The sequence below is a fragment of the Brevibacillus dissolubilis genome (assembly GCF_006170445.1).
GTDB classification, from domain to species: Bacteria; Bacillota; Bacilli; order Brevibacillales; family Brevibacillaceae; genus Brevibacillus_B; species Brevibacillus_B dissolubilis.
On sequence record NZ_VCNA01000001.1, the window covers coordinates 281,508 to 300,837 of the forward strand.

The 19,330-nt window shown below is 53.4% G+C and carries 13 protein-coding genes; all 13 read right to left on the bottom strand.

Features of this window, described 5'->3' with window-relative positions:
- Window positions 1–87: 87 nt before the first annotated feature.
- Window positions 88–1,722, bottom strand: a complete 1,635-nt coding sequence (locus FGI41_RS00615; RefSeq protein WP_139487973.1) for a hypothetical protein — start codon at window positions 1,720–1,722, stop codon at window positions 88–90.
- Between the two features lie 33 nt (window positions 1,723–1,755).
- Window positions 1,756–3,900 carry a phage tail protein gene (locus FGI41_RS00620; RefSeq protein ID WP_139487974.1) on the bottom strand — a complete coding sequence of 715 codons (2,145 nt, stop codon included), beginning with the start codon at window positions 3,898–3,900 and terminating at the stop codon, window positions 1,756–1,758.
- Between the two features lie 7 nt (window positions 3,901–3,907).
- Entirely contained in the window at window positions 3,908–6,178 is a 2,271-nt protein-coding gene (locus FGI41_RS00625) for a putative baseplate assembly protein (protein ID WP_139487975.1), read from the bottom strand.
- Between the two features lie 58 nt (window positions 6,179–6,236).
- Entirely contained in the window at window positions 6,237–9,446 is a 3,210-nt protein-coding gene (locus tag FGI41_RS00630) for a baseplate J/gp47 family protein (RefSeq protein WP_139487976.1), read from the bottom strand.
- Window positions 9,443–9,853: a GPW/gp25 family protein gene (locus FGI41_RS00635; RefSeq protein ID WP_139487977.1), complete on the bottom strand. Its 411-nt coding sequence runs from the start codon at window positions 9,851–9,853 to the stop codon at window positions 9,443–9,445. Before FGI41_RS00635 ends, FGI41_RS00630 begins: the two co-directional genes overlap by 4 nt.
- A gap of 40 nt (window positions 9,854–9,893) precedes the next feature.
- Entirely contained in the window at window positions 9,894–10,622 is a 729-nt protein-coding gene (locus tag FGI41_RS00640; protein ID WP_139487978.1) for a phage baseplate assembly protein V, read from the bottom strand.
- On the bottom strand, window positions 10,619–11,734 hold the full coding sequence (locus FGI41_RS00645) for a phage late control D family protein (protein WP_139487979.1): 1,116 nt from the start codon (window positions 11,732–11,734) through the stop codon (window positions 10,619–10,621). The genes FGI41_RS00640 and FGI41_RS00645 overlap by 4 nt, the downstream gene beginning before the upstream one ends.
- 9 nt (window positions 11,735–11,743) lie before the next feature.
- A complete protein-coding gene (locus tag FGI41_RS00650; protein WP_139487980.1) occupies window positions 11,744–12,370 on the bottom strand; it encodes a CIS tube protein in 627 nt (208 codons plus the stop codon).
- Between the two features lie 3 nt (window positions 12,371–12,373).
- The gene (locus tag FGI41_RS00655; RefSeq protein ID WP_139487981.1) at window positions 12,374–17,617 is read right to left on the bottom strand and encodes a hypothetical protein; all 5,244 of its coding nucleotides are present in this window, start codon (window positions 17,615–17,617) and stop codon (window positions 12,374–12,376) included.
- Between the two features lie 56 nt (window positions 17,618–17,673).
- Window positions 17,674–18,165, bottom strand: coding sequence for a phage tail protein (locus FGI41_RS00660; RefSeq protein ID WP_139487982.1), 492 nt, complete (start codon window positions 18,163–18,165; stop codon window positions 17,674–17,676).
- Between the two features lie 5 nt (window positions 18,166–18,170).
- Window positions 18,171–18,404: a DUF6760 family protein gene (locus FGI41_RS25655; RefSeq protein ID WP_368656545.1), complete on the bottom strand. Its 234-nt coding sequence runs from the start codon at window positions 18,402–18,404 to the stop codon at window positions 18,171–18,173.
- Entirely contained in the window at window positions 18,359–18,736 is a 378-nt protein-coding gene (locus tag FGI41_RS00670; protein ID WP_139487984.1) for a phage tail assembly protein, read from the bottom strand. The genes FGI41_RS25655 and FGI41_RS00670 overlap by 46 nt, the downstream gene beginning before the upstream one ends.
- A gap of 123 nt (window positions 18,737–18,859) precedes the next feature.
- Complete coding sequence (locus FGI41_RS00675; protein WP_139487985.1) at window positions 18,860–19,294, bottom strand: phage tail protein; 435 nt, start codon at window positions 19,292–19,294, stop codon at window positions 18,860–18,862.
- Window positions 19,295–19,330 lie beyond the last annotated feature (36 nt).

Genomic DNA, 19,330 nt, shown 5'->3' on the forward strand with positions numbered 1-19,330 from the left:
GTAATACGTTCAACACAAAAAATCCTGTTTCACTCTGACGTGATACAGGATTTTTCGTATATTCCTTGCTCCTTGTTCGAAACCAGCTTACCCCCACCCATACTCTGCGCTTTGCTTCACCGCCCACCACTGAATTAGCAGCGTCACCGGCTGTTCCAGCTGCTGGGCCTTCACGCCGATCCGAAACGCCCCCTTTTTCGGAAAAAGCACGGTCCCTACCGACAGCTCCGGCACAGTCGGGATCTCCGTCTCCGAATCAAACTCGTCGAACACGCCATGATCGCCAAAGTAAATCCGTTCCCCGCTGTTGCGCATGTCGACCATCGCATGGGTGCGGATATCAATCACGCCTGTGGTGATCAGCAGCCGCCCCTCGCCTAACCCATGGGAGATTTCGTCGGAGAAGAAGCTTTTGCTCCATTTATTGAAAAAGTTCACTCCAGACTTATGACCCGGCTCCAAATCAATCGAGATGACACCTGTAGCAATCTGGGGCGCGTGGGAGTTGGCGCGTGGGACGCTCAGTTGGAAGTCAAACTCTTGTTTGGTCTGATTGAACTCCACCTGCAGCTGTGGCGGCTGGCTGGTCTCGTGGAATTTGGTCGTCGATTTCGCGGCAAACGCAGGCATGATGGCGTGGCCGGATTGTCCGTTCGTCCCTATACTGCCAAGTCGATGCAAAAGGGAATAAGGATGTACATACTCGTCAAACGGGACAGGCTCAACAGCGTGGATGCGGAAGGTGTTGCTGCCGATTTTGGACAGGCTGATCTTGGCTAAGTGGATGCAGGCGTCAGGGGTAGCCTCGAGTGAGGCATCCAGCGAACGGTCAAAATAGTCGCGGATCAGCCGCTCCTGCACCGAGCCGTTGATCACCTGCACGGTCAGCTCGGCATCAGCGAGGAAATCGGCCTGCTTGTCACCGATGATCAGCTGGACGCTTCCTTCCCGGATGGAGATCGTGCCTTTGGTATCGGTTACGTCAGGTGCTTGTAGCTGGTAGCGGATTTCGTAATGGGTTTCTTCTATATAATAAGGCTCGGTGTAGGCAACGGGCTTGGTCTTTTTGCCATCCTCGGTCTGGAACAGGTCGGATTCGGCTTCGAAATCCAGCTTGATTTTGGGGGTATCCACGGTCTTCTCGATCACCAGTGTCACATCGAACAGCTCGCCGGGATTTACATAACGGGGTGCTTTTTGCGTGATGCGGACACGGTTGTCCTGATAGAGCAGGCAGGTGTCCTCTACCAGATGGGTGAGCGGGAAGGTCTCAGGGGCGGGTGCTTCTTCGCGGACGAATAGCCGATAGCTCTCCCCGATGCGGTTGTACTCCTTTACCTCGTCTTGGCGGACGGCGGTGACGGCGACGGAGTGAACCGGTTCTTTTTCGGTCTCGTCATAGGCGATGCAGAGATAGACGTTTTTGTCATATTCGTTGTTGGAGAATCCCTCCAGGGTGGACAGCTTGACCGTCCGCGGTGAGGGGACAACGATTTCGCGTCCCATGCTGTCGAGGGCGACGCCCATTTCGATGGAGACGGATTTGTCATCCACCTTGATCACCGCAAGGCCTGCCACCACGCCGCTGCCGTACAGGAGCCGATTGATCAGCCTACGTTTGTCATTGACATATTTTTGCTCGGTCTCGAAGTCGCGCACGGTCAGCAGCTTGCCGTAAAAATAATGATTGCGCTCAAACGGATAGGTTCGTGCATTCTTCATCCGATCATCCCCTTTTTCCTGCGTCTTGATCTGTTATTCCAGCTTGGAGTCGAACTCCAGCCGGGTGTGAAGACCCAAGCGGTGATCCAGCCCGACATCGATGAGGACGGTGTGATTCGGCATCGCGGTGCGCTCGTCTATGGTCAGCGCGGTCGGCTCGGACACATAGGAATTCACCCCGAGATAGCTGTGCGAATCCAGATACATCCACGGTTCCATGATGACTAGCTTGGCCTCGGTAAAAGCAGGCTTCTGCTCTCCGATGATCTGCTCCACGGTCAGGCGGATTTTGTCTGAGGGGATCGCTGAGGATGGCAGGATCACGCAAAAGGTATACGGTGCCTCCCCAAACAGCTCGTCGGCCAGCCGCCTGTACGCTGGATGCTCGCGTAACGACCGCAATTGAAAATGCTCCAGAATCCACGGACGCTTCCCAGTGTATATCTGCAGAATCCGCTCCAGTGCCTGCTTGGTCCCCCGCTTTCGGTAGAGAGTGGGCGCTTCCTTGAGCAATTCACGGACTTGGGTATCACTCCACGTATCGTCCACCGAGATGCCCAGCCATGTGCCGAGCCATCTGAGATGACCGCCCGTGGTCACATCTACGTCAAACAAGCGCGATATCTGGTCAATCTGCCCCTCCATCCCATCTAGAAACGTCCCAAACAGCGACAGAAACCGCTCCAAAAAGTCCCGGCTTCGCTCCTCCTCCTGATAAATCCCCGGCAGAAAGGACAGAAGTGACATCCCCGGAAAAAAAACGCGGGCACTGCGCAAGACCGGGGCCGTCTGCTCGCTTGCCACCAGATGGATGAACAGCCACAGATACCGACCGCGCGCGTTGTAGCGGCCTTTTGCATCGAGGAAAAGCGCGTCCTTGGGGCTGATGATGGGCTTAGAGTAGAGCGGACGGAGGTTGCGCCATTTTTCATGCAGGGAAATCGTCTCGTCCATGATATAGGCGTCGAGGTCGACATATCGCTCCCCGATCATCACACGCTTGTGGTCGGCGTAGTATACGGAGACTTGAATCTGCGTCTCCTTGGGGATGTCAGCGTCGAGGATCAGCTTGTGCCAGCGCATCTCGGTCTCTGTGCTGTCCACCGATGTGGCGAGAAACATACCTTCCGCAAGACCGCTGCCCTCCATCGTCTGTGTGCGCAGCTCTGGCTCGAGGACGGCCAGTTCTTTTTTGCGGTGGAGGACGAACAGACGGTCTGCGGAATCGATCAGGAGCTTGCGTGCAGCACCGCGAAAGCCGGGCAAGGGAGTGTGTGAATCGATTGTCTCCCCGATGCATTGGATGAACCGATCGTCTTCCTTCTCGCCCGGTGCGTAACGTCCGTCTGAGACGTACAGTCGGTTGCTTGCGTCGATGGCGAAGCTGGATGCTTTTTGTGGGGATAACAAGGTGCTGTAGTGGATGAGTCTTCCGCTCTGGGTATAGCGCAGAAACCGTCCGGTGTGGGTGCAGAGGAGGTTGATCTGGTAATCATCCGTGTCCGTGGCATCACTCGTGTGGTTCCCCGCCGAAACCGCCAGGCAAAAATCGTCCCGCATCCGAAGCAGATCACCTACTCCGGTCGTGGTCAGCGGCTGGGGTGAGAAGTCCCCGATGATCGCACCGCTCGACGGTTGGATGATCAGGCAGACCAGATCCGTGTCGGCCGGAACCTTCAGCCTTCCTCCGCTGTCCTGTGTGACCTGTGTTGGAATGAGGACATAAAGCAATCCATGTGCGGCTGTCACGGCAAGCGGATGAATCGAAATCCCCCGCCATTCGTCCAATTGCCAGACGGCTTGCGCATTGGTGATCGAGTAAGCGGTGACGCCACGGTCAGCGACACACAGCGAATGCGCCGCATACGCGATCAGGGCTTGGGGGCCAAAAAGTCCGTGGCCTTGATCCTGCAGCAGCACCCTGTCCTCGATGTCATAGTGGTAGACCCACAGCTTGGCGGCGGCATCCAAGAGATAGAGGGTCTTCTGCTCCCCCATCGCGATATCGCGGATGGCTGCCATTTCGAGGTGGGGGTCAAAGGAGATGGTGCGTTTGAGCACGTATTTGGGTGTGCGCCCGACTGTCAGTCCCTCGGGGGTCATCTCCAGATTGGCGGTCTGCCCCTTGGCCCAGTCGGCATGGTTGTTCCAGGCGAAAAAGCGGAATGTGCCGTTCATCGTGTCGTCACCTCTCTTTGTTGGGGGAATGAATCACCTCGATCACATGCTCCCCGGAGTAAATCAGCCCGTGCGGCGGGATCGCGATGTTGCCGCTCGCTTCCTTATGCGCCCCCGCACCTGTCGCGTCCAGCCACAGGTCCTGCACATGCAAGACACCGGGTACACGGCTGATCGCTTCATAGAGATCACCTTTATAGACCATCTCGCCAAAATCCCAGCCAGTCACCCCGCCACCCTCTGTCGTGTGCAGCGGTGTCAGCAAATCGAGCAAGGCAGACAAAATCGGACGCGGATGGTCACACCATTTGGGATCGGAGATGACTGTAGCGTGGACGGTTACTTTGATATATTCAGGTGCGATGACATGTACTTCGGTGGTGAGCAATCGGTGCTGCTCCAAGTGCCTGCGTACCGTCTCCAGCATACCCGCGCTGGGTGTCGGTCGGATCGCTTCGCTGTAAGGCACGACCACGATGGTAAGCTGGGCAGGTGCTTGGCGTCGGGGATAGTCCTTCATCCCCGGCTTGTAGAGAGGCAATGCTTTGACACGGGCGACGCGGATACCGGGGATCGCTTGGACGATTCGCTCGTAGTCTTCACTGGTCACGGCTCGGTCGGCCTGCTGCCACTCGTGCTGGATGCGTTGCTTGGCACTCGCAAGCGTCTCCCGCTCAGAGCCCCCCATGGCAAAAGCCGGGTTGGTCAGGGTAATCCCGTTGAAGTCAGGGTGCTTGTGGGCTACCTGCGTGATCAGCCCCGGCTTCACATTCCCCCGCTCGCCCCCGCCGATCCGTGCCTGCAGGATTCGGATGTTATCTACCTCTTCGGTCATCGCATAAGGGATCTCACCGTGCACATTGTCCCCGAAGCGGATCACTTCCTCCTCCCGATCGACCACCAAATGCCGATCATTCGGTCTGGAATGGTCAAAATCATCCACCTCCTGCCAATCCTCCCAGACAAGCCGCCTGCCTGTATCATCGCGCCGCTCATGTCCCACCTGTATGATGAGAGGTCCAGTCAGCACCGAAGCCTCCGGAAAACGAAAGGTCTGTCCTGGAAGCCCGTTGCTTCGCCCGATCTGACGCGGTACATCCGGCTGGTACGAGATGACTCGGATAACCTCTGCGCCCGAACGGGGAATTTTGCCATGCATTCCATCGCCAAACTGGATGATTTTTTTTCGCGTCCGAATCGCCCCATCGGCCTGATCCATCTGCACATCAGGCAAAATCCGATAGACCTCCTCATCCGCTCCGCATCCCGTCCAGCTCTCCACTTCCGTCCACGTATGCCAGAACCCTTGCGAATCACTCACCTGCACCTCGATCCATCCGTACAGGCTGAGATAATCGTTCACTTCCACGATCTGATCCGGCTCTCCCGTGCTGCGGAAGGTCTGGGCGTGACTTAGTGTCTCGGCGTTCTCCACGGACATCATGTGCAGGCTGATCTGCTCGATTTTGGGAGCCAGCTCATACTCGCCTGACTCGACCGTGCATCTCAGCCAGTAACGTTTTTTCTCGTTGGCCGGATGGATCGTGAGCGCGCCCATCGGTTCGGGGATGACCAGCCTGAGCCTGCCACTCTGCGAAAAATGTACGGTTTCATCCCGCACGATCCGAAGCTCCTGCCAGCCGTCCGATTCGCTGTAATACTCCCAGAGCAGTACGGCAGATGGGACAAAAGCGAAGTCGGAACTGTCATCCAAGCAGGCAACCGGATACTGCTCATACAGATCGATCGTCAGGGTAATCTCCACCATCTCCGGCAACGGTCTGTCCAAGCCGATGTAGAGCTGATTCCCCCGCTTCGCTTCTTTGCCAAAAGCGTGGTAGGCGATTCCCGCATGGATGTTCGACGGGGTGACATCATAGGACTCCGTGTCTTGTCTGACGAGAACCTTTTCGATGCGGTGCGGCAACAGGAGCAGGGAGTCCGTCGTCTCGAAGATGAGGTCGCGGGCGCGAAGCTGTAGACCTTTCGGGAGAAAAATAGGTTCCTCGGATTCAAACACCACATCCGTCCGCGCCACACCCGCCTCATGGGGACGCATCCCGAGAAGCTTGAGGAATTTTCGCTCGTTTTTCGCTGTCACGCGGTTGAGGTAGTACTGCTGCATCTCCACCAGCCACGCCAGCATCTCCAGCATCGTGATCCCCGGATCGTGATCATTTTCATCTGTCCACTGGGGGAAGACATGCGGGATGGCTTTCTGGGCTTCTTGGACCAGCTGCTCGAACCTTCTGTCATCTAAGTTGGGTAATGGTAACATCTTGACACCTCCCCTCCGCGTCTTATCGGATTCAATGCTTGTTAGAGACCAGCCCCTTTTATAAGACCACTACCTTCACCTGATGCGTACCGCTTGTGATCACGCCATGCGGGAGGCGTTCCCATTCTTCCAAGGTGATCTCGCTGCGCTGTCCGTCTTCGATTCTGCACACCTGCAGTCCGATCTTCTCCACATGGCTCACCGCATCTATCGGGTTGAGCAGGGCGTAAAAAGCGGACGGATGTACCGTTTTGCCAATTTCCCAGCCTTGTCCGCCGTGGTCTCCATGGAATGGATCGAGAAAACGGTTGATCCGCTGTGTCGCCTCCAGCTCCACCTGGTAAGCCTCATCCAGATTGCGCACAGCGACCGTAGCCGTCACCGACACCTCGATAAAAGCGGGCAACACCACCTGCACCCCGCCGGAATATCCCACCAGATTGGCTGACCGCGCCGATAGGAAGCGCATGAGTTCCCGGCGAATCTCCGGGAAAAAGGCAAGCGATGCAGCCCCTCCGCGCGGCAGAGCAACCAGTGTGATCCGTCCCTGCTCGGGGAGCATCTTCGCGTTGAGGTTGGGCAGGCACTTGACTTTTGCCAGATCGGGGTAGGCTTCTCGGGCTAAGTATTCGTAGTCTTCGGCAGTCACTGCACGATTGCGGGTGCGGATCATCTGCGGCCCGCGCCAGATCACGGACTCCATCGGTTCCGCCTCACTTCCACCGCCGGATGGCTCGTGGTTGGTCACTTCATGGACAAACGCGATCGAGTTGTACAGCTTGTTGATCTGATGGGCCTCCACATTGCCCCGGCTGCCCCCGCCTGTTTTGTAGGAGACTTGTACTTTTTCACTGCTGGTCAATTGTGGGAGCTTACCATGCTTGCCGTCTCCAAAGCGGATCGTGCCATAGGAGCGGTTGATCGTGTAGTGACGGTCGTTCGGCTGTGACTGGGACAAAGACTCGACAGGGCGCCATTTTACCCATGCCTTCAGCAGTTTTTGCTCCGAGTTACGGAAGACTTTTACCTGTTCGGGATCATCTGACGCAAGCTTGCGCAGCACCTCCTCGTCGATCTGTGCGGTCTCATCCACCCAGACCTCTTCATAGAGCACTGGCGTTTTGCTCAACACGTATTCTGTGCCTGTATCGCCGTAACCACCGTCGCTGTGATGGGTGGAACCGCTGTGTCCGTCATGGCTGATACTGCGCTTGACTGGGTGCTCGTTGGTGACGCTCTCCTGCTGGATCACTCGCACGGTGTTGAGGTGCATGCCTTGGACGATGGGCAGTGGTTGATCCGCCTGATCCAGCTTACCGTCGGTGTTGAGCGCGCGAATCCAAAAGCGGCTCTGACCGAACTGCACCGTCTGCACACAGTCATCCGGCACAGCGAATTGGATCGTGCCGCTCTGGGTCAAGCCATTGGTCTCGTCGGCGGTTTTGCAGGTCGTCCAGAGGTGCTTGCCGTTCACATCCCGCAGGTACTGCCACTCGATCTGCGGGATCTGACCAGCGGAGTAGGCTTGCGCTTGGATGGAAAAAAACAGGGTGATCGGGCCGCGGGCAGGTAATGTGTCGAAGCCGAGGTAGAAGGCGGGCTGTGGATGATCCAGCGTGGTGAATGGGGAAAATGCGGGGGAACGGTTGTACAAGTCGGTGGTGCGGTCGATCCATTCGGCGTTGTTATATGTAAAAGCACGTTGGGGCACCTGCATCCCATCGGTTGTTTCCGCACCCCCATCCTCCACTCCTACGCCATACCGATAATTCACCAGCACCCGCTTCACGCGCGGCGACTGAAAAATAGGCTCCGGCCCATGCAGACTGCTCACATTGACAATCCGTGCGCGTATCCAACAGGTATGCTGCGCGTTCACCTCGACCGGCTCCAGATCGGACGGACAGCGGAACACCAGCTGCTTTTGTCCACCCTCGGCAAACATCCCCTCGTATTCACTCTCACTATACAACCGCACCCAGCCGCGTCCGTTCCAATATTCCCATACCACCTGTGTGATGTGGACGAGCAGCGGCTCCGGCTTTTTCGCCAGTTCCGTCTTTTTCATCACCAGCTTCCAGTCGATCGGCACTTCCTGCTCAGGGCGCCACCTCCGTGGAATCAGCTCGACGTCGAGCGTGAGAGTGATCACCGCCCCTTTTTTGCGGAAGGCTTCCTCGCTTGCGATATAAAACAAACCGTACGGCGCAAACATCTCGCCAAACGGGTCAAAATCCTCCGCTTTCTGCTCGATATCATTGGAAAACAGGCGATCTGGTGCAAATCCGCCAACACCGTCCGGATCAAGAAACCTGCTTGCGAGCCTCGCCCCACTGAAGACCAGCTGATTGCTTTGCCACGGAAAGACTGCAGCACTATCAGGACGCACCCGGCAGCGTATCCAGCGGGCACGGACACCGTTGACCTCGGCTGGGGAGATGTTGGCAGCTGAGGAGGCGGTCGTCTTTTTCAACAAAAGAAGCTCTCCTGCAAGTACCACCTCGTCGAACGCCTGCCAGCCACCCTCCACCGAATACGACCACTCGACCAGCTCAGAGGAAGCGAGCGTCTCCCGCAGAAAAGGCTCTTTGTACCGCTCCAGCGAGTTGGTGAGAGACAACTCCACTTGTGACGGATGGCGAAGGAGCAAAAGGTCGTCGTGCGCGAGGTATAAGACATGCGCTTGTAAGTTCTCCCCCTGTGTCGGACTAAATGGGGAGAATACTCCACGGGTTCGGTTCAAAATCTCGCTCGGCAGTTGGGGGATATGACCCGGCTTGTCATAGGGAAACCCGCTGACAGGCACAATACAATCCTGCGCAGCACTGGCAAAAAAAGCGCTCAAAATCGTCGCCGGGGTGATCAGCAGAGGCTTTTCCGTCTCGAACAGGATCGGGCCTCCACCGTCCGTTGCTTCGGCCATCAGGCGTGTCCCTTTTGCGACGAAGACGGGTTCCTTGGCTCCTTCACTCAGCTTGAACGTGACATAGGCGCGGGCAGGCTTGGCGGTGTGGGGCTTGGGGTCTAACAGATTCAGGAAGGCGAGAAAATTTTTATCCGGCACACGGTTGATCCTTCCGATATTGCCCAGAAACATCTCGGCAAACAGCAGGAACAAGGCCGTCCCCGCGTCAGGATCATCCGGCGAGAATTTCCATTCCGGCGTGTAGAACGGGGCCATTTCCTTCATTTGCTGGAGGAGTGCTTGTTTGTCGCGGGTATCGACGATTGGGGGAGCAGCAGGAATAGGTGGTTGGGATGTCCTCATGACTGCACACGCGTCCCTTCATTAATATAGAAAGGATATACCTTGTTAAACAGGTTGTTGGTCTTGCGGATGCGGTAACGGACGGAGATGAGGACTTTGCCCGATTCATCCGAGGCGTTGGCTGCGGTGACCTCCACCTCGTACACGCGGGGCTCCCACTTGGCGATGGCCTGCTCGATCGCCTGCTGCATCTCGTACAAGCTCTGCGCATCGGTCCCGCCGAAGAGAAACTGCTGTACCCCGCAGCCAAAATCCGGGCGCATCACCCGCTCCCCTTTTCCCGTCCACAAGATCAGCCGGATCGCTTCCTCGATATCCTCTTCGTATTCCGACATCCGGATCCGCCCCGTGGTCTCGTCTACCTCGATAGGGAATTTCCAGCCTACTCCTAAAAATTTGGCTCCCATGCCTGTCACCCCCTGTCCCCTGTCTGCCTGCAAACTCCGGTTAGTTGATCTTGACCATGCTGCCCTGGATTTGCACCATGCCGCTTGATTTGATCGAAAGCGAAGCCTGCCCCTCCAGATTGAGTGCCGCCTGTGCCTTGATGTTCATCTGGGCTTGAGCTTCGATATTGATCTGTGTGGATTTGATAGATACGGAGTTGTTGCTGCTTAGAGTGATTTCACCTGTCTGGTTGATTTTGATCGTGGTCTGAGAGCAGGTGAGCGTGATTGAGTTGTCCGTGCCGCCTTTGATCACGATCTGGTTGGCATTATCCTTGCTCGATACCGTCACGGAGTCGGCCTGTGTATCAAAATCGATGATCTGCCCCTTGCTGGTGGCAAGCGTCACCTTGGCCCCGTTGTCATCGTCGTTGAAGATCAGCTCATGACCGGAACGCGAACGGATTTTGCGCATTGTGTTATTCTCGTAGTCTCCGCCGGCTGGGGGCTTGTTTTTGTCACTCCAGAGGGAACCGATGACATACGGGGCCTCCGGATCTCCCGCCTCGAATGCAACCAGCACCTCGTCGCCCACATCAGGGATGAACAGGCTGCCCATCGTGTTGCCGCCCATCAGCGTGGCGACCCGTGCCCAGTCGGTTTCACTGTCTGCTCCAAAAATCGGGATGTTGAGCTTCACTCTGGCTTTGCTGTCCGGGTCTTGGATATTGGTCACGATCCCGACCAGCACGCCCTCTACCTTAGGGATCGGGAAGTCGTCCCGGCTCATATCGCATTCCCCTCTACTTCAAAATCAATCAAATATCCCGAGCGCCCGATCCTGTGCGTCGCCGACGTAATCCGCATCGGCTGATTGAATGATGCCCCCAGCCCGTTAAACGAAAGATAGAGCGCAGCCCGGATCTCCGGAACGCCCAAGCACGAGCCGGAACCTTGCAGCAGGCCCATGGAGATTTTATTGAGGATCGCGTTGGCCAATTTGGACGCTTCGTCTTGGTCCTTTACTTTTCGCTGGACGTATTTGACGTTGGGCTTGTTGAGTGCGCCGATCAGGTCTTTGCCTGTAGTCGAGTTGGTGCCCAGCTTTTTGACGGTCGTGGATTTGCCCTCGATCAGCTTGCGGGTATCGGGATTCCACCACTGCACCACCACTTGATCGACCTGATTGGACAGATTCACTTCGGTTGAAAAGCTCAACAGGGTCTTTTGCCATTCCAGTGTGGTGACAGCGGTTGGTGTGGATGAATTATCACTGGGGGCTTGCTTGAAATAGATCGTCTTGCCCACTACATAAAAATCATAGTTATTCTTCATCGCCAGATAGAGCAGATAGCGGTAGTCGCTCATGTCGTACTGGTTGATCTCTGCCTTTTGGGTCTGGGTCGCATCTGTCTGCACGTCGGACAGATAGAGGGACGCGATATCGGAGACGACGTCACTGTCCTGCATCTCGTTCCATTGCTTAAAATGGTTGCCGCTCATCATCGTAAACGACAGGTCGATCCCATCCACACTGATCTGCGGCGGGCCGTCCTGTGCATAGTCATAGCGGACGGTCTTGATCATCCCGATAAACACGGTCTCCAGCTTGTCGACATACCCCATGCGGATGATCAGCTCTTTGCCGGGGGCGAAGTAGTTGTCTGTGCCGGTAAAGGTGCGGTTCTGGATGTCGTACGCATTGTCTACGGTAAATGAAGCCGTGTCCGCCTCCTCGCCCAGCACGGTGCGGACGGACACTTGGGAGATCGCGTACCCCTTTTTCACCATATTTTCATTCTCGATCAACACTTCAAAAGCCGGTGCGAAAAAGTTCTTGTACTTGCTGCTCAATTCACCAAACGTAAAGCTGGATTGGGTAAACAGCACACTGTTGGTCATATGGGTCTATCACTCCAACCTGGGCAAAGTCAGCTGGCGTCCTGCCTGCAGCAGTCTTGGATTGTCGATCCCGTTAGCTTTGGCGATCTCGCGCCAGACACCTGTGTCTTCGTATTCGGTATGTGCGAGCATCCACAGCTGTTCGCCCTCGTGCAGGACACGCTGCTTGGTACGGTCTGCCGACTCCGGAGAGATGTCGGACAGCTGATCCTGAATGCTGCGGTAGGCTTTGAACGTGACATTGAGCCTGGCGCGGACGGGATTGCCGGATTCGTGGAACATCGTGAAGGTCTGGCTCACTTTTTCGATCAGCCCTTTGAAGCTGAAGCTCCCCCATGTAAACTGCACCAGCGGCGGGGCATGCAGGTGACTGTTGATTTTGAGCAGGCCGGTGATTGTTCCGGTGAGATCCCGCACATCGCTCTGGGTCGCAGTCGTATCGAAAAAAAGCTCCATGCTAAGCGTCTCCGCCTCCCCCGTGATGAACTGGGCCACCGGAGAAGCCAGCCCCGGTACGGTGTGCCACGCGTACTGATTGGCGGTCTCGATCTGGTATTGGGTCGGGTTGAACATGACGGGGATGGGATCAGAGGCTGGGGTGGTGAACGCTTGGATTTTGGCTTTGACCAGTCCCATTTTCTATAGCCCCCTTCTTTCACGGTCTGAGCGCATTTTGCGTTTGATCTCGGTGTAGACCTGATCGACCAGCCTGTTGATGTCGACTCCGGGGAGGTTGGTGGATGAGTGGTTAGGTGTGGTTTGGATGATCGCGGGTGTGGTGGTTACTTTGGATGGTGCGGCGGTGGTTGGTGTAGTAGATGAGTTGGGGTGGTGGGTGCGTTGGCGGAAGTGGTTTAGGTCGGGAGTGGATTGGGCGTAGGCTGGTGGATGATGGTGGATTGGATGATTGTTGGACTTGCTTCTTTCTATTCTATGCTTTGGGAGTGGAAGTTTTTCTGGTTGTCGAGAATCTTTTGGTAGATGGGTGGGTGTTGGTGTTACAAGTTGTTCGACACTGCCGCGGTATGTTTGGATGGCATGTACGGTTCTCGTAGTGATTGGGTCGATTGAGAAGGGCGTTGGGATTCTTCCAGCGTTTAATTTCGCTAGGAAGTGAGCTGCGACAATATTGTCGGTGGATTTTCTCCGATAATTGTTTGTGACCCATTCTCCCTTTATTGAGTGAACAAGCTTGCTAAGCAGCTCTGAAGTGAGGACTTGCTTGATTCGGAGTGACTCAACAATTTGCTGAGTCCCAACCAATCTAACGTAGGATTGCCCGATCGGATTGAGTAAAAGGGTAAAAGGCTGCTTCTCGTGTTGGATACGGTTTTGGATACTGTTTTGAATGCTATTTTGAATGCTGCTTCCGATACGCTTTTTCTGTGTCGTAGTATGGTGTTGAATTAACTTGTAGGCAATTTGCTTGTGAGTCTGCTTGTGGGCCTGCTTGGCAGCCCGCTTCTGATCCAGCCAACGTTCTCTGACAGTCTGGATGATACTCTGAATCTCGTTGGGCCAAATTACTTCCTTGCTCCAGGTACCATTCGGTTTCTGACCAAGCCAAAATCCTGCATGGGGATGGGTCCTGACCAACTTCGAGTTGAGCCAGTACAGTAGTCGGTTGCTTACATTGGCTTGATGCAGAATCGTATACCTCGTCATTCCTTCCTGCCTTGGCTGCATGTGACGAAATGGGGAGGCATCGGGATTTTTAGGGCCTGCTGTCTGATTGCTGATCATTCGGATTAAAATCTGGTTAATCGTGATTGAATCGGTGGACCGTGGATTGCTGATCAGTTGGCTGAGGCTGGTGAGAAGTACGGAAACCGATGTGGCAGCGTTGATCGGGGTAGGATTTTTGCTCTGGTTCGTATGAAAGTACCTGTTGAGCTCTTCCATTAGATTGGTGACGGATGAGTGTTGAGGCTGGGAATGCTCTGTCAGTTGTATGGCGGGTGGTGCAATGGATAGTGTTGTAACTAACTTTTGCAATAATGCATATCCCGACTGAGACGGCAGTTTACGTAAAAGCTTGATGAATTGCCTGATCGACAAATGATTCGTCTGATTCTTCGTCGTTGTTCGGCTTGTTCTGGTTAATGCAGAGGCAATGGATGATTGTCCGGCCGCAGTACGGGATAATCGGTTCACTTGGATGAATCGGTCCGTTCGGATGAGTCCGTTCAATCGCGTTCTAGTATGGGTCGATTGTCCGTTACGTCCGTAATTAGAAAAGATCATGTTGGGGAATATGTGCTGGAGAAAGAGTTTTTCCGCGATGTCTGAGGTCGCTCCCACTCCCGATGATTTCACAAAAAAAGAGCCTGGCAACTTATCTGACTGTCTGAACCATACAGGATTCTCCGACCTGATCGTGAGGTGTTTTTGATTTAATAGAAAAACAATAAGGTCTGGGCGCCTGCTTTGCCAATACTGGTTGACGACCGGTAATTGCTTGTTGTACTCGTATGGGTGTCTGATTGATTCGTGCAGGGATGCTCGGGTTTGTAGCACGTAGTTCTCTTTTAACCGGGTATGTTCCCGGAATTGATTCCACTCGGCAAGCAATGAATTCGCTTGTTCGAAAAGGTCTGCTCGTCGTGCGTGAGCCAGATGGTCTATCAATCGGTATGTCAACGAATAAGTTCTTAGAAGTGGAGAGAACTCTCGGTTCCACGCTTTGTATGGCTTCTTTAGACGATACAGTTTTTCTAGATGATCGGGTATTTTTATTGATGAATAAATGGTTTTCGCAGAATTCGGCAGGGTTGAGAGGCTCCAGTTGTGTGGAGTAAGAATGTTGCCGGAAAACCCAACCGTTCCCCGACTTCTATCCCACATATCCAATTGCACTCGGTTGAAAAGCCAATTATTTATGTGGGAAGTGTAAAACTGCAGCGTATTTGAGAGGACGTCCCGCCGGTGAAAGCGGCCTTGGCTCAACTCAGATGAGGGCGCCCTGTTTCTTAAAAGTATTTGGGGGTCAAAAGCAATCGGCCATCCGCTGTTACTGTCAGTAAAGAACTTGCTTAGATGAAGGAACCCTGTACTTCCCGGACTTCGTGCACTCTCGGTTTTCCCGTTCTTTCGCTTTCCATTTTGAAACCGTGTGAAAGACCGCTCATCTGATACCACCACATTAAAACCAGGCAGGTATACAGATTGAAAAAAGCTTTTGAAGACCTTTTCCATGTCCATCATATAACTTCGTTCGGCGAGTACATCTCGTGTCAGATAAGCCAATCGGATCACATTGACAGGAGGTGTGACGGGGACTCCACCACTCCAACCGAATGCGGAACTTCCTGATTCCGTAGCAAGCTGTACGGTTTGGAATAATGCTCGCAGGGTTTGGGAGATGATGAATTGCTGTGGTGGGTTCGATTGATTTGATTGATTTAATTGATTCGATTGATTCGATTGATTCGATTGAAAAACTGGTTGTGGCTGCAGTAGTTGTAATAATCGGTGAAATCGGTACAGCAGATGCAATGGTTTGGTGATAGGCAACTTGCCTGGATAAACGGACGAATGATTGCTCGTTGTATGACGATTGATGAAATTGATGAATGAGATATTTATATTTTGGGGATTGCTTACGTGCTTTAGATTATTTACATATTTTATATCACTTACATATTTTGGATTTCCCACATATTTTCGATTACTTATATGGTTTAGGATGCTTATGACACTTGGAGCGCTCCTATGGCTCGGGATTCTTACGGTGTCGTTCGTATGTGTAGTGTTTACCATCCCTACAAGGTTCGTTATCTCCGCAAGGTTCCGATTTTGTAGAGGATGAAAAAGATTAGTCTGCTTCCAAGCAGTTTCGACGAATGGGTAACCGTGGTGCAAGTCACTTTTAAAAGGGCGATTGGTATTTGTTATTTCACTTATACGAAAGGAATGGCTCAAATATCTGATAGGGCTGAAATCCCTGATAAGTCTGAACCGAATCACACGAGTGACCTGTCTTGCTTGATTGCCACGTCTTGCATGGTTATCGCGTCTTTCAAGACCGCTACGATTACTCTCAGTCTGTCGACTCCCATTTAGAAAAAGATCTGGTAGAAGACGATCGGCATGCCCCGTCCGCATCGGTTCTTTGAACACGGGTGTGAGGTTATGCCTAAGCCTAAGCGGACTATTTTCGAGCAGGATCATATTTCGGATTATATTTTGGCGCATCTCTAGGGAGTAGATCCGTTCTTGAAAAAAAGATTGCTTAATTGCAAAATGACTCAAAATGTGGGTTGCTCCAGCTGTTACATGCCTTCTGATTGTTCGGCTTATTCGGCTTATTTGAAGTGTAAGATTTTCAGCACTAGTATAGTTTTTATCATTTAGATACGTTTGAGTAGTTGTATGCTTTTGAGTAGTTGTATGCTGGTTAAACGTTGTTTCCTCTTTATTCGTTGCAACCTCTCTCACCATTTTTCCAGCTGTTCGTGTTGTTGCGATTCTGGACATGTGAGCTACTATTCTTTCTGCTTCCGTTCCTGCTTCTGAAACGATCCTCGATCGTAACGAATGCCTCTTCGCCCGATCAAGCAACAGCAAAAATACAACGTGTTCTTCCCATTTCTTTACCGCGAAGGTACCAGATCGTTCACGTGAGGCGCTTTTATCTGAGGAACTGGCGCGAAAAAATAATGAAAGTTTAGAGGATTGAGAAGTTTGATAGTTGAGGGGATTTTTGGAGATGCGTGAGGTGTTGGATATACGAGAGATTGTAGATGTACCAGGAAATGCAGATGTATCAGGGAATTCAGATGTACGAGAGAATGCAGATGTACCAGAGGCTTCAGATACGACAGAGATTTTAGATATTCGTACGTTTTGAGCCCATAACGGAAATCTAGAAGATGGGGTAATGGACGGAGAATATGAAATAGATGAAGCATTTGAAACAGATTGAGCATTTACAGAAGTTGGCGCAATGACTGGAGTTGGAGCATCTACAGGAGTTGGAGCAATGACTGGAGTAGGAGCAGCTAAAGTAGTTGCTGTATTGGGAACCATCTGACGAAGCAACTGACTTATCCACTGATTGCTATTGGCGAGCTCCCCCACTTCTCCTGCACGGCTGCGTCTATGTACGGCTTGGCTGAGCCACATGACTTTTGGTTCGAATTCATCATGGGAGTGCGTCCCGACCAATCGGGTAAAAGAAAAGATGGAGAAAGTTGACGGCATCACACCAGCTGCAGACCAGCGTTCCTGACTTTGGATCGCATCGAGGGAAAATGGAAACAGGTTATTGGACAACAACAGCTCTCTCTTATGGCGAGAATATGGCCCATACAGAGCTTCTTGTGCTCGTTCTTGTTTGACCAGTCCATTGTCTCTGTACGGCCCTTTGCTTACATGGTTGCCCCTGAACAGGCGGGTCAGATTCCGCTGATGTATGGCTGTCGAATTCACTTGATTCAGCCCATAAACCGAAGTGGTATTTTCAATCTTATTGAACCCGCGTATTTCAAAGGCTGAACGTCCCCTACTACCACTAAGATCGGGCAGCTGTTTTGCCTCTTGCTTTTGCCTAACCAAAATGCCATCGCCGTGCCCGACCAGCCGGGTCATCCTACTGCCCGCTCCGCTTCCCAACCGCAGCAACAGCTTCTCCAACCGCAAAAGCCCCGCATATCCAGCCCGCACCGTAGATGTAAGCATCTCTTTTTGCGCCTGAATCTGCCAATGCAGCTGGATGTAATACTGCTCGACCGATTGCCCGTCTCCCCAGCTCCCATACTCGCGGTGTATCAGCGACAACCGACCAAAGCTGTTTCCTACGGCTGAACCATATTTTCCTATAATCCGCTCAGCAAAATTCTGAGACGAGCTCCCTCCGCGAATCCCCCGAACCTGTACATGCAACTGTGCTCCTCCTTTCTGCAAAAAATGGCGCGAAAACAGCCCCCCAACTCCCCACCCTATATCTTCGAATACGGATTAAACGTCACCTTCAACCCCGCATGCACCAACTGCAGCTGCTCAATCGCCACCTCGCTGCGGCTCGCATTCAGCTCCGGGCCGACCCATTTGGTAGGAAAGGCGTCATACAGCTCCCAGCACGCCACCCACTCGCCGGTACGGTCATAGAGGATGATCGAGACATCCATCGGGGAGGGATTGCTGCGCTGGGTGTCGCTGTACCAGCTCCAGAGGATGCGCTCTTTGCTGATACCACGGCGGAGGATAACGGGCGGGTAGCTGGTGACATCTGGAAAATAGTGGACATAGCCGTTGACCCCGCCTTCGCGGTACTCTTCTGTCTTGGTCTCTGCTTCCAGACCTGACACCTCGCTGAAGCCGCCAAGGTCGATCCCGTCGAACTCGATGGTAAAACAGTACGTGCCGATCAGCTGGGTCGTGTTTCGTTTGGAAAAGGTCGTATCCGTTCTATTGCGTTTGGCTGCGGACATAGGTCTCACCTCTTGGAGAAGACATCGAATGGGTTGTCCGGTTCGTCATTGAGCTTGCGGTTGATCTTGGAGATCTGGTCGCACCAGCGACGGCGTTCCCGATGCTCCATTGACATGATTTCGTCGTGGGGCCAGTGAAAATAATAGGCGACAAACGATACCTCCTCGTAAATCTTGTCAATGGGATAGCGGGTTATACCGTTTCCTTCTCCCCCAGAAAAGCCAAATCCACCTCGAATTTATGGTCGCATTTTGGGCAAGTAACCGCGTGAAACGGGTTGTCCGATTCATTGATTTGCTGATAAAAGTTTTGCAGAAAAGCCAGGTCAGCGGTAAACAGGCTCTCGATCACACGGGTGTCGATCACACGCAGGTCGCCAAGCTTTGTGATCACGCGGGCCAGCAAAATAATGGAGAGATAACCGGGATTGGCTTGGACACGCTGGTCACGCATCGGCAGGATCTCGTCTGCGGCGGTCGCCAGTCTCATCGTGCCGCGCTTATGCAGGGTGCCGTGCTCATCTACATAACCTCTTGGAAGCTCAAAAGTAAATTCGGTTTGGAATGCCATCGTAAATCCCTCCAGATTGGTATTTTACATGTTTACGAATACAAAACAGCTGTGGTGAGGCAGGAGGCCGAACAGACGTCTCCTCCTGCCACCGCCATTTTTCACACGTACCATGAAGCTACACTATTTCGCCCGTGTCATCCCTTCATGTGCCAGCTCCAGCGACTCAATCGCCGTCTCGGAAGCAGTCGCGCTGAAATCCGGTGCCGTGTACTTGGTCGGCCATGCCTCGATGATCTTCCATGTCGCTACATCGCTGCCTTCCTCGTTGATCGCGATGATCGTGACGCTTTTGCGGGAGACTTTTCCCTGGATGCAGTCGTTAATCCAGTTCCACAGCTCCATCGAGTCAGTGACGCCCCATTTGAGCGTGATATTGCCGTACTTGGCGAGACCCGGCAGCTTGCGCGGGGTGATCACCTCGTTGCCTTCGCGGTATTCGACGATATCGAGTGATGCGTCAAAACCAGTTACTTCACTGAAGCCCGCCTGCTGGATGCCGTCCATCTCCACACGGTACCGAAAGCGGCGGTACGGGTCTTTACGTTCTCCTGCCATCTGATCGTTCTCCTTCCACTATTAAATCTACTGCGC

What these genes read in the sequence shown, in the direction of transcription:
- FGI41_RS00660 (WP_139487982.1), bottom strand. Translation starts at nt 18,165, where the DNA reads ATGTCCGCAGCCAAACGCAATAGAACGGATACGACCTTTTCCAAACGA.
- FGI41_RS00630 (WP_139487976.1), bottom strand. Translation starts at nt 9,446, where the DNA reads ATGAGGACATCCCAACCACCTATTCCTGCTGCTCCCCCAATCGTCGAT.
- FGI41_RS00625 (WP_139487975.1), bottom strand. Translation starts at nt 6,178, where the DNA reads ATGTTACCATTACCCAACTTAGATGACAGAAGGTTCGAGCAGCTGGTC.
- FGI41_RS00675 (WP_139487985.1), bottom strand. Translation starts at nt 19,294, where the DNA reads ATGGCAGGAGAACGTAAAGACCCGTACCGCCGCTTTCGGTACCGTGTG.
- FGI41_RS00620 (WP_139487974.1), bottom strand. Translation starts at nt 3,900, where the DNA reads ATGAACGGCACATTCCGCTTTTTCGCCTGGAACAACCATGCCGACTGG.
- FGI41_RS00635 (WP_139487977.1), bottom strand. Translation starts at nt 9,853, where the DNA reads ATGGGAGCCAAATTTTTAGGAGTAGGCTGGAAATTCCCTATCGAGGTA.
- FGI41_RS00670 (WP_139487984.1), bottom strand. Translation starts at nt 18,736, where the DNA reads ATGGCATTCCAAACCGAATTTACTTTTGAGCTTCCAAGAGGTTATGTA.
- FGI41_RS00640 (WP_139487978.1), bottom strand. Translation starts at nt 10,622, where the DNA reads ATGAGCCGGGACGACTTCCCGATCCCTAAGGTAGAGGGCGTGCTGGTC.
- FGI41_RS00645 (WP_139487979.1), bottom strand. Translation starts at nt 11,734, where the DNA reads ATGACCAACAGTGTGCTGTTTACCCAATCCAGCTTTACGTTTGGTGAA.
- FGI41_RS00650 (WP_139487980.1), bottom strand. Translation starts at nt 12,370, where the DNA reads ATGGGACTGGTCAAAGCCAAAATCCAAGCGTTCACCACCCCAGCCTCT.
- FGI41_RS00615 (WP_139487973.1), bottom strand. Translation starts at nt 1,722, where the DNA reads ATGAAGAATGCACGAACCTATCCGTTTGAGCGCAATCATTATTTTTAC.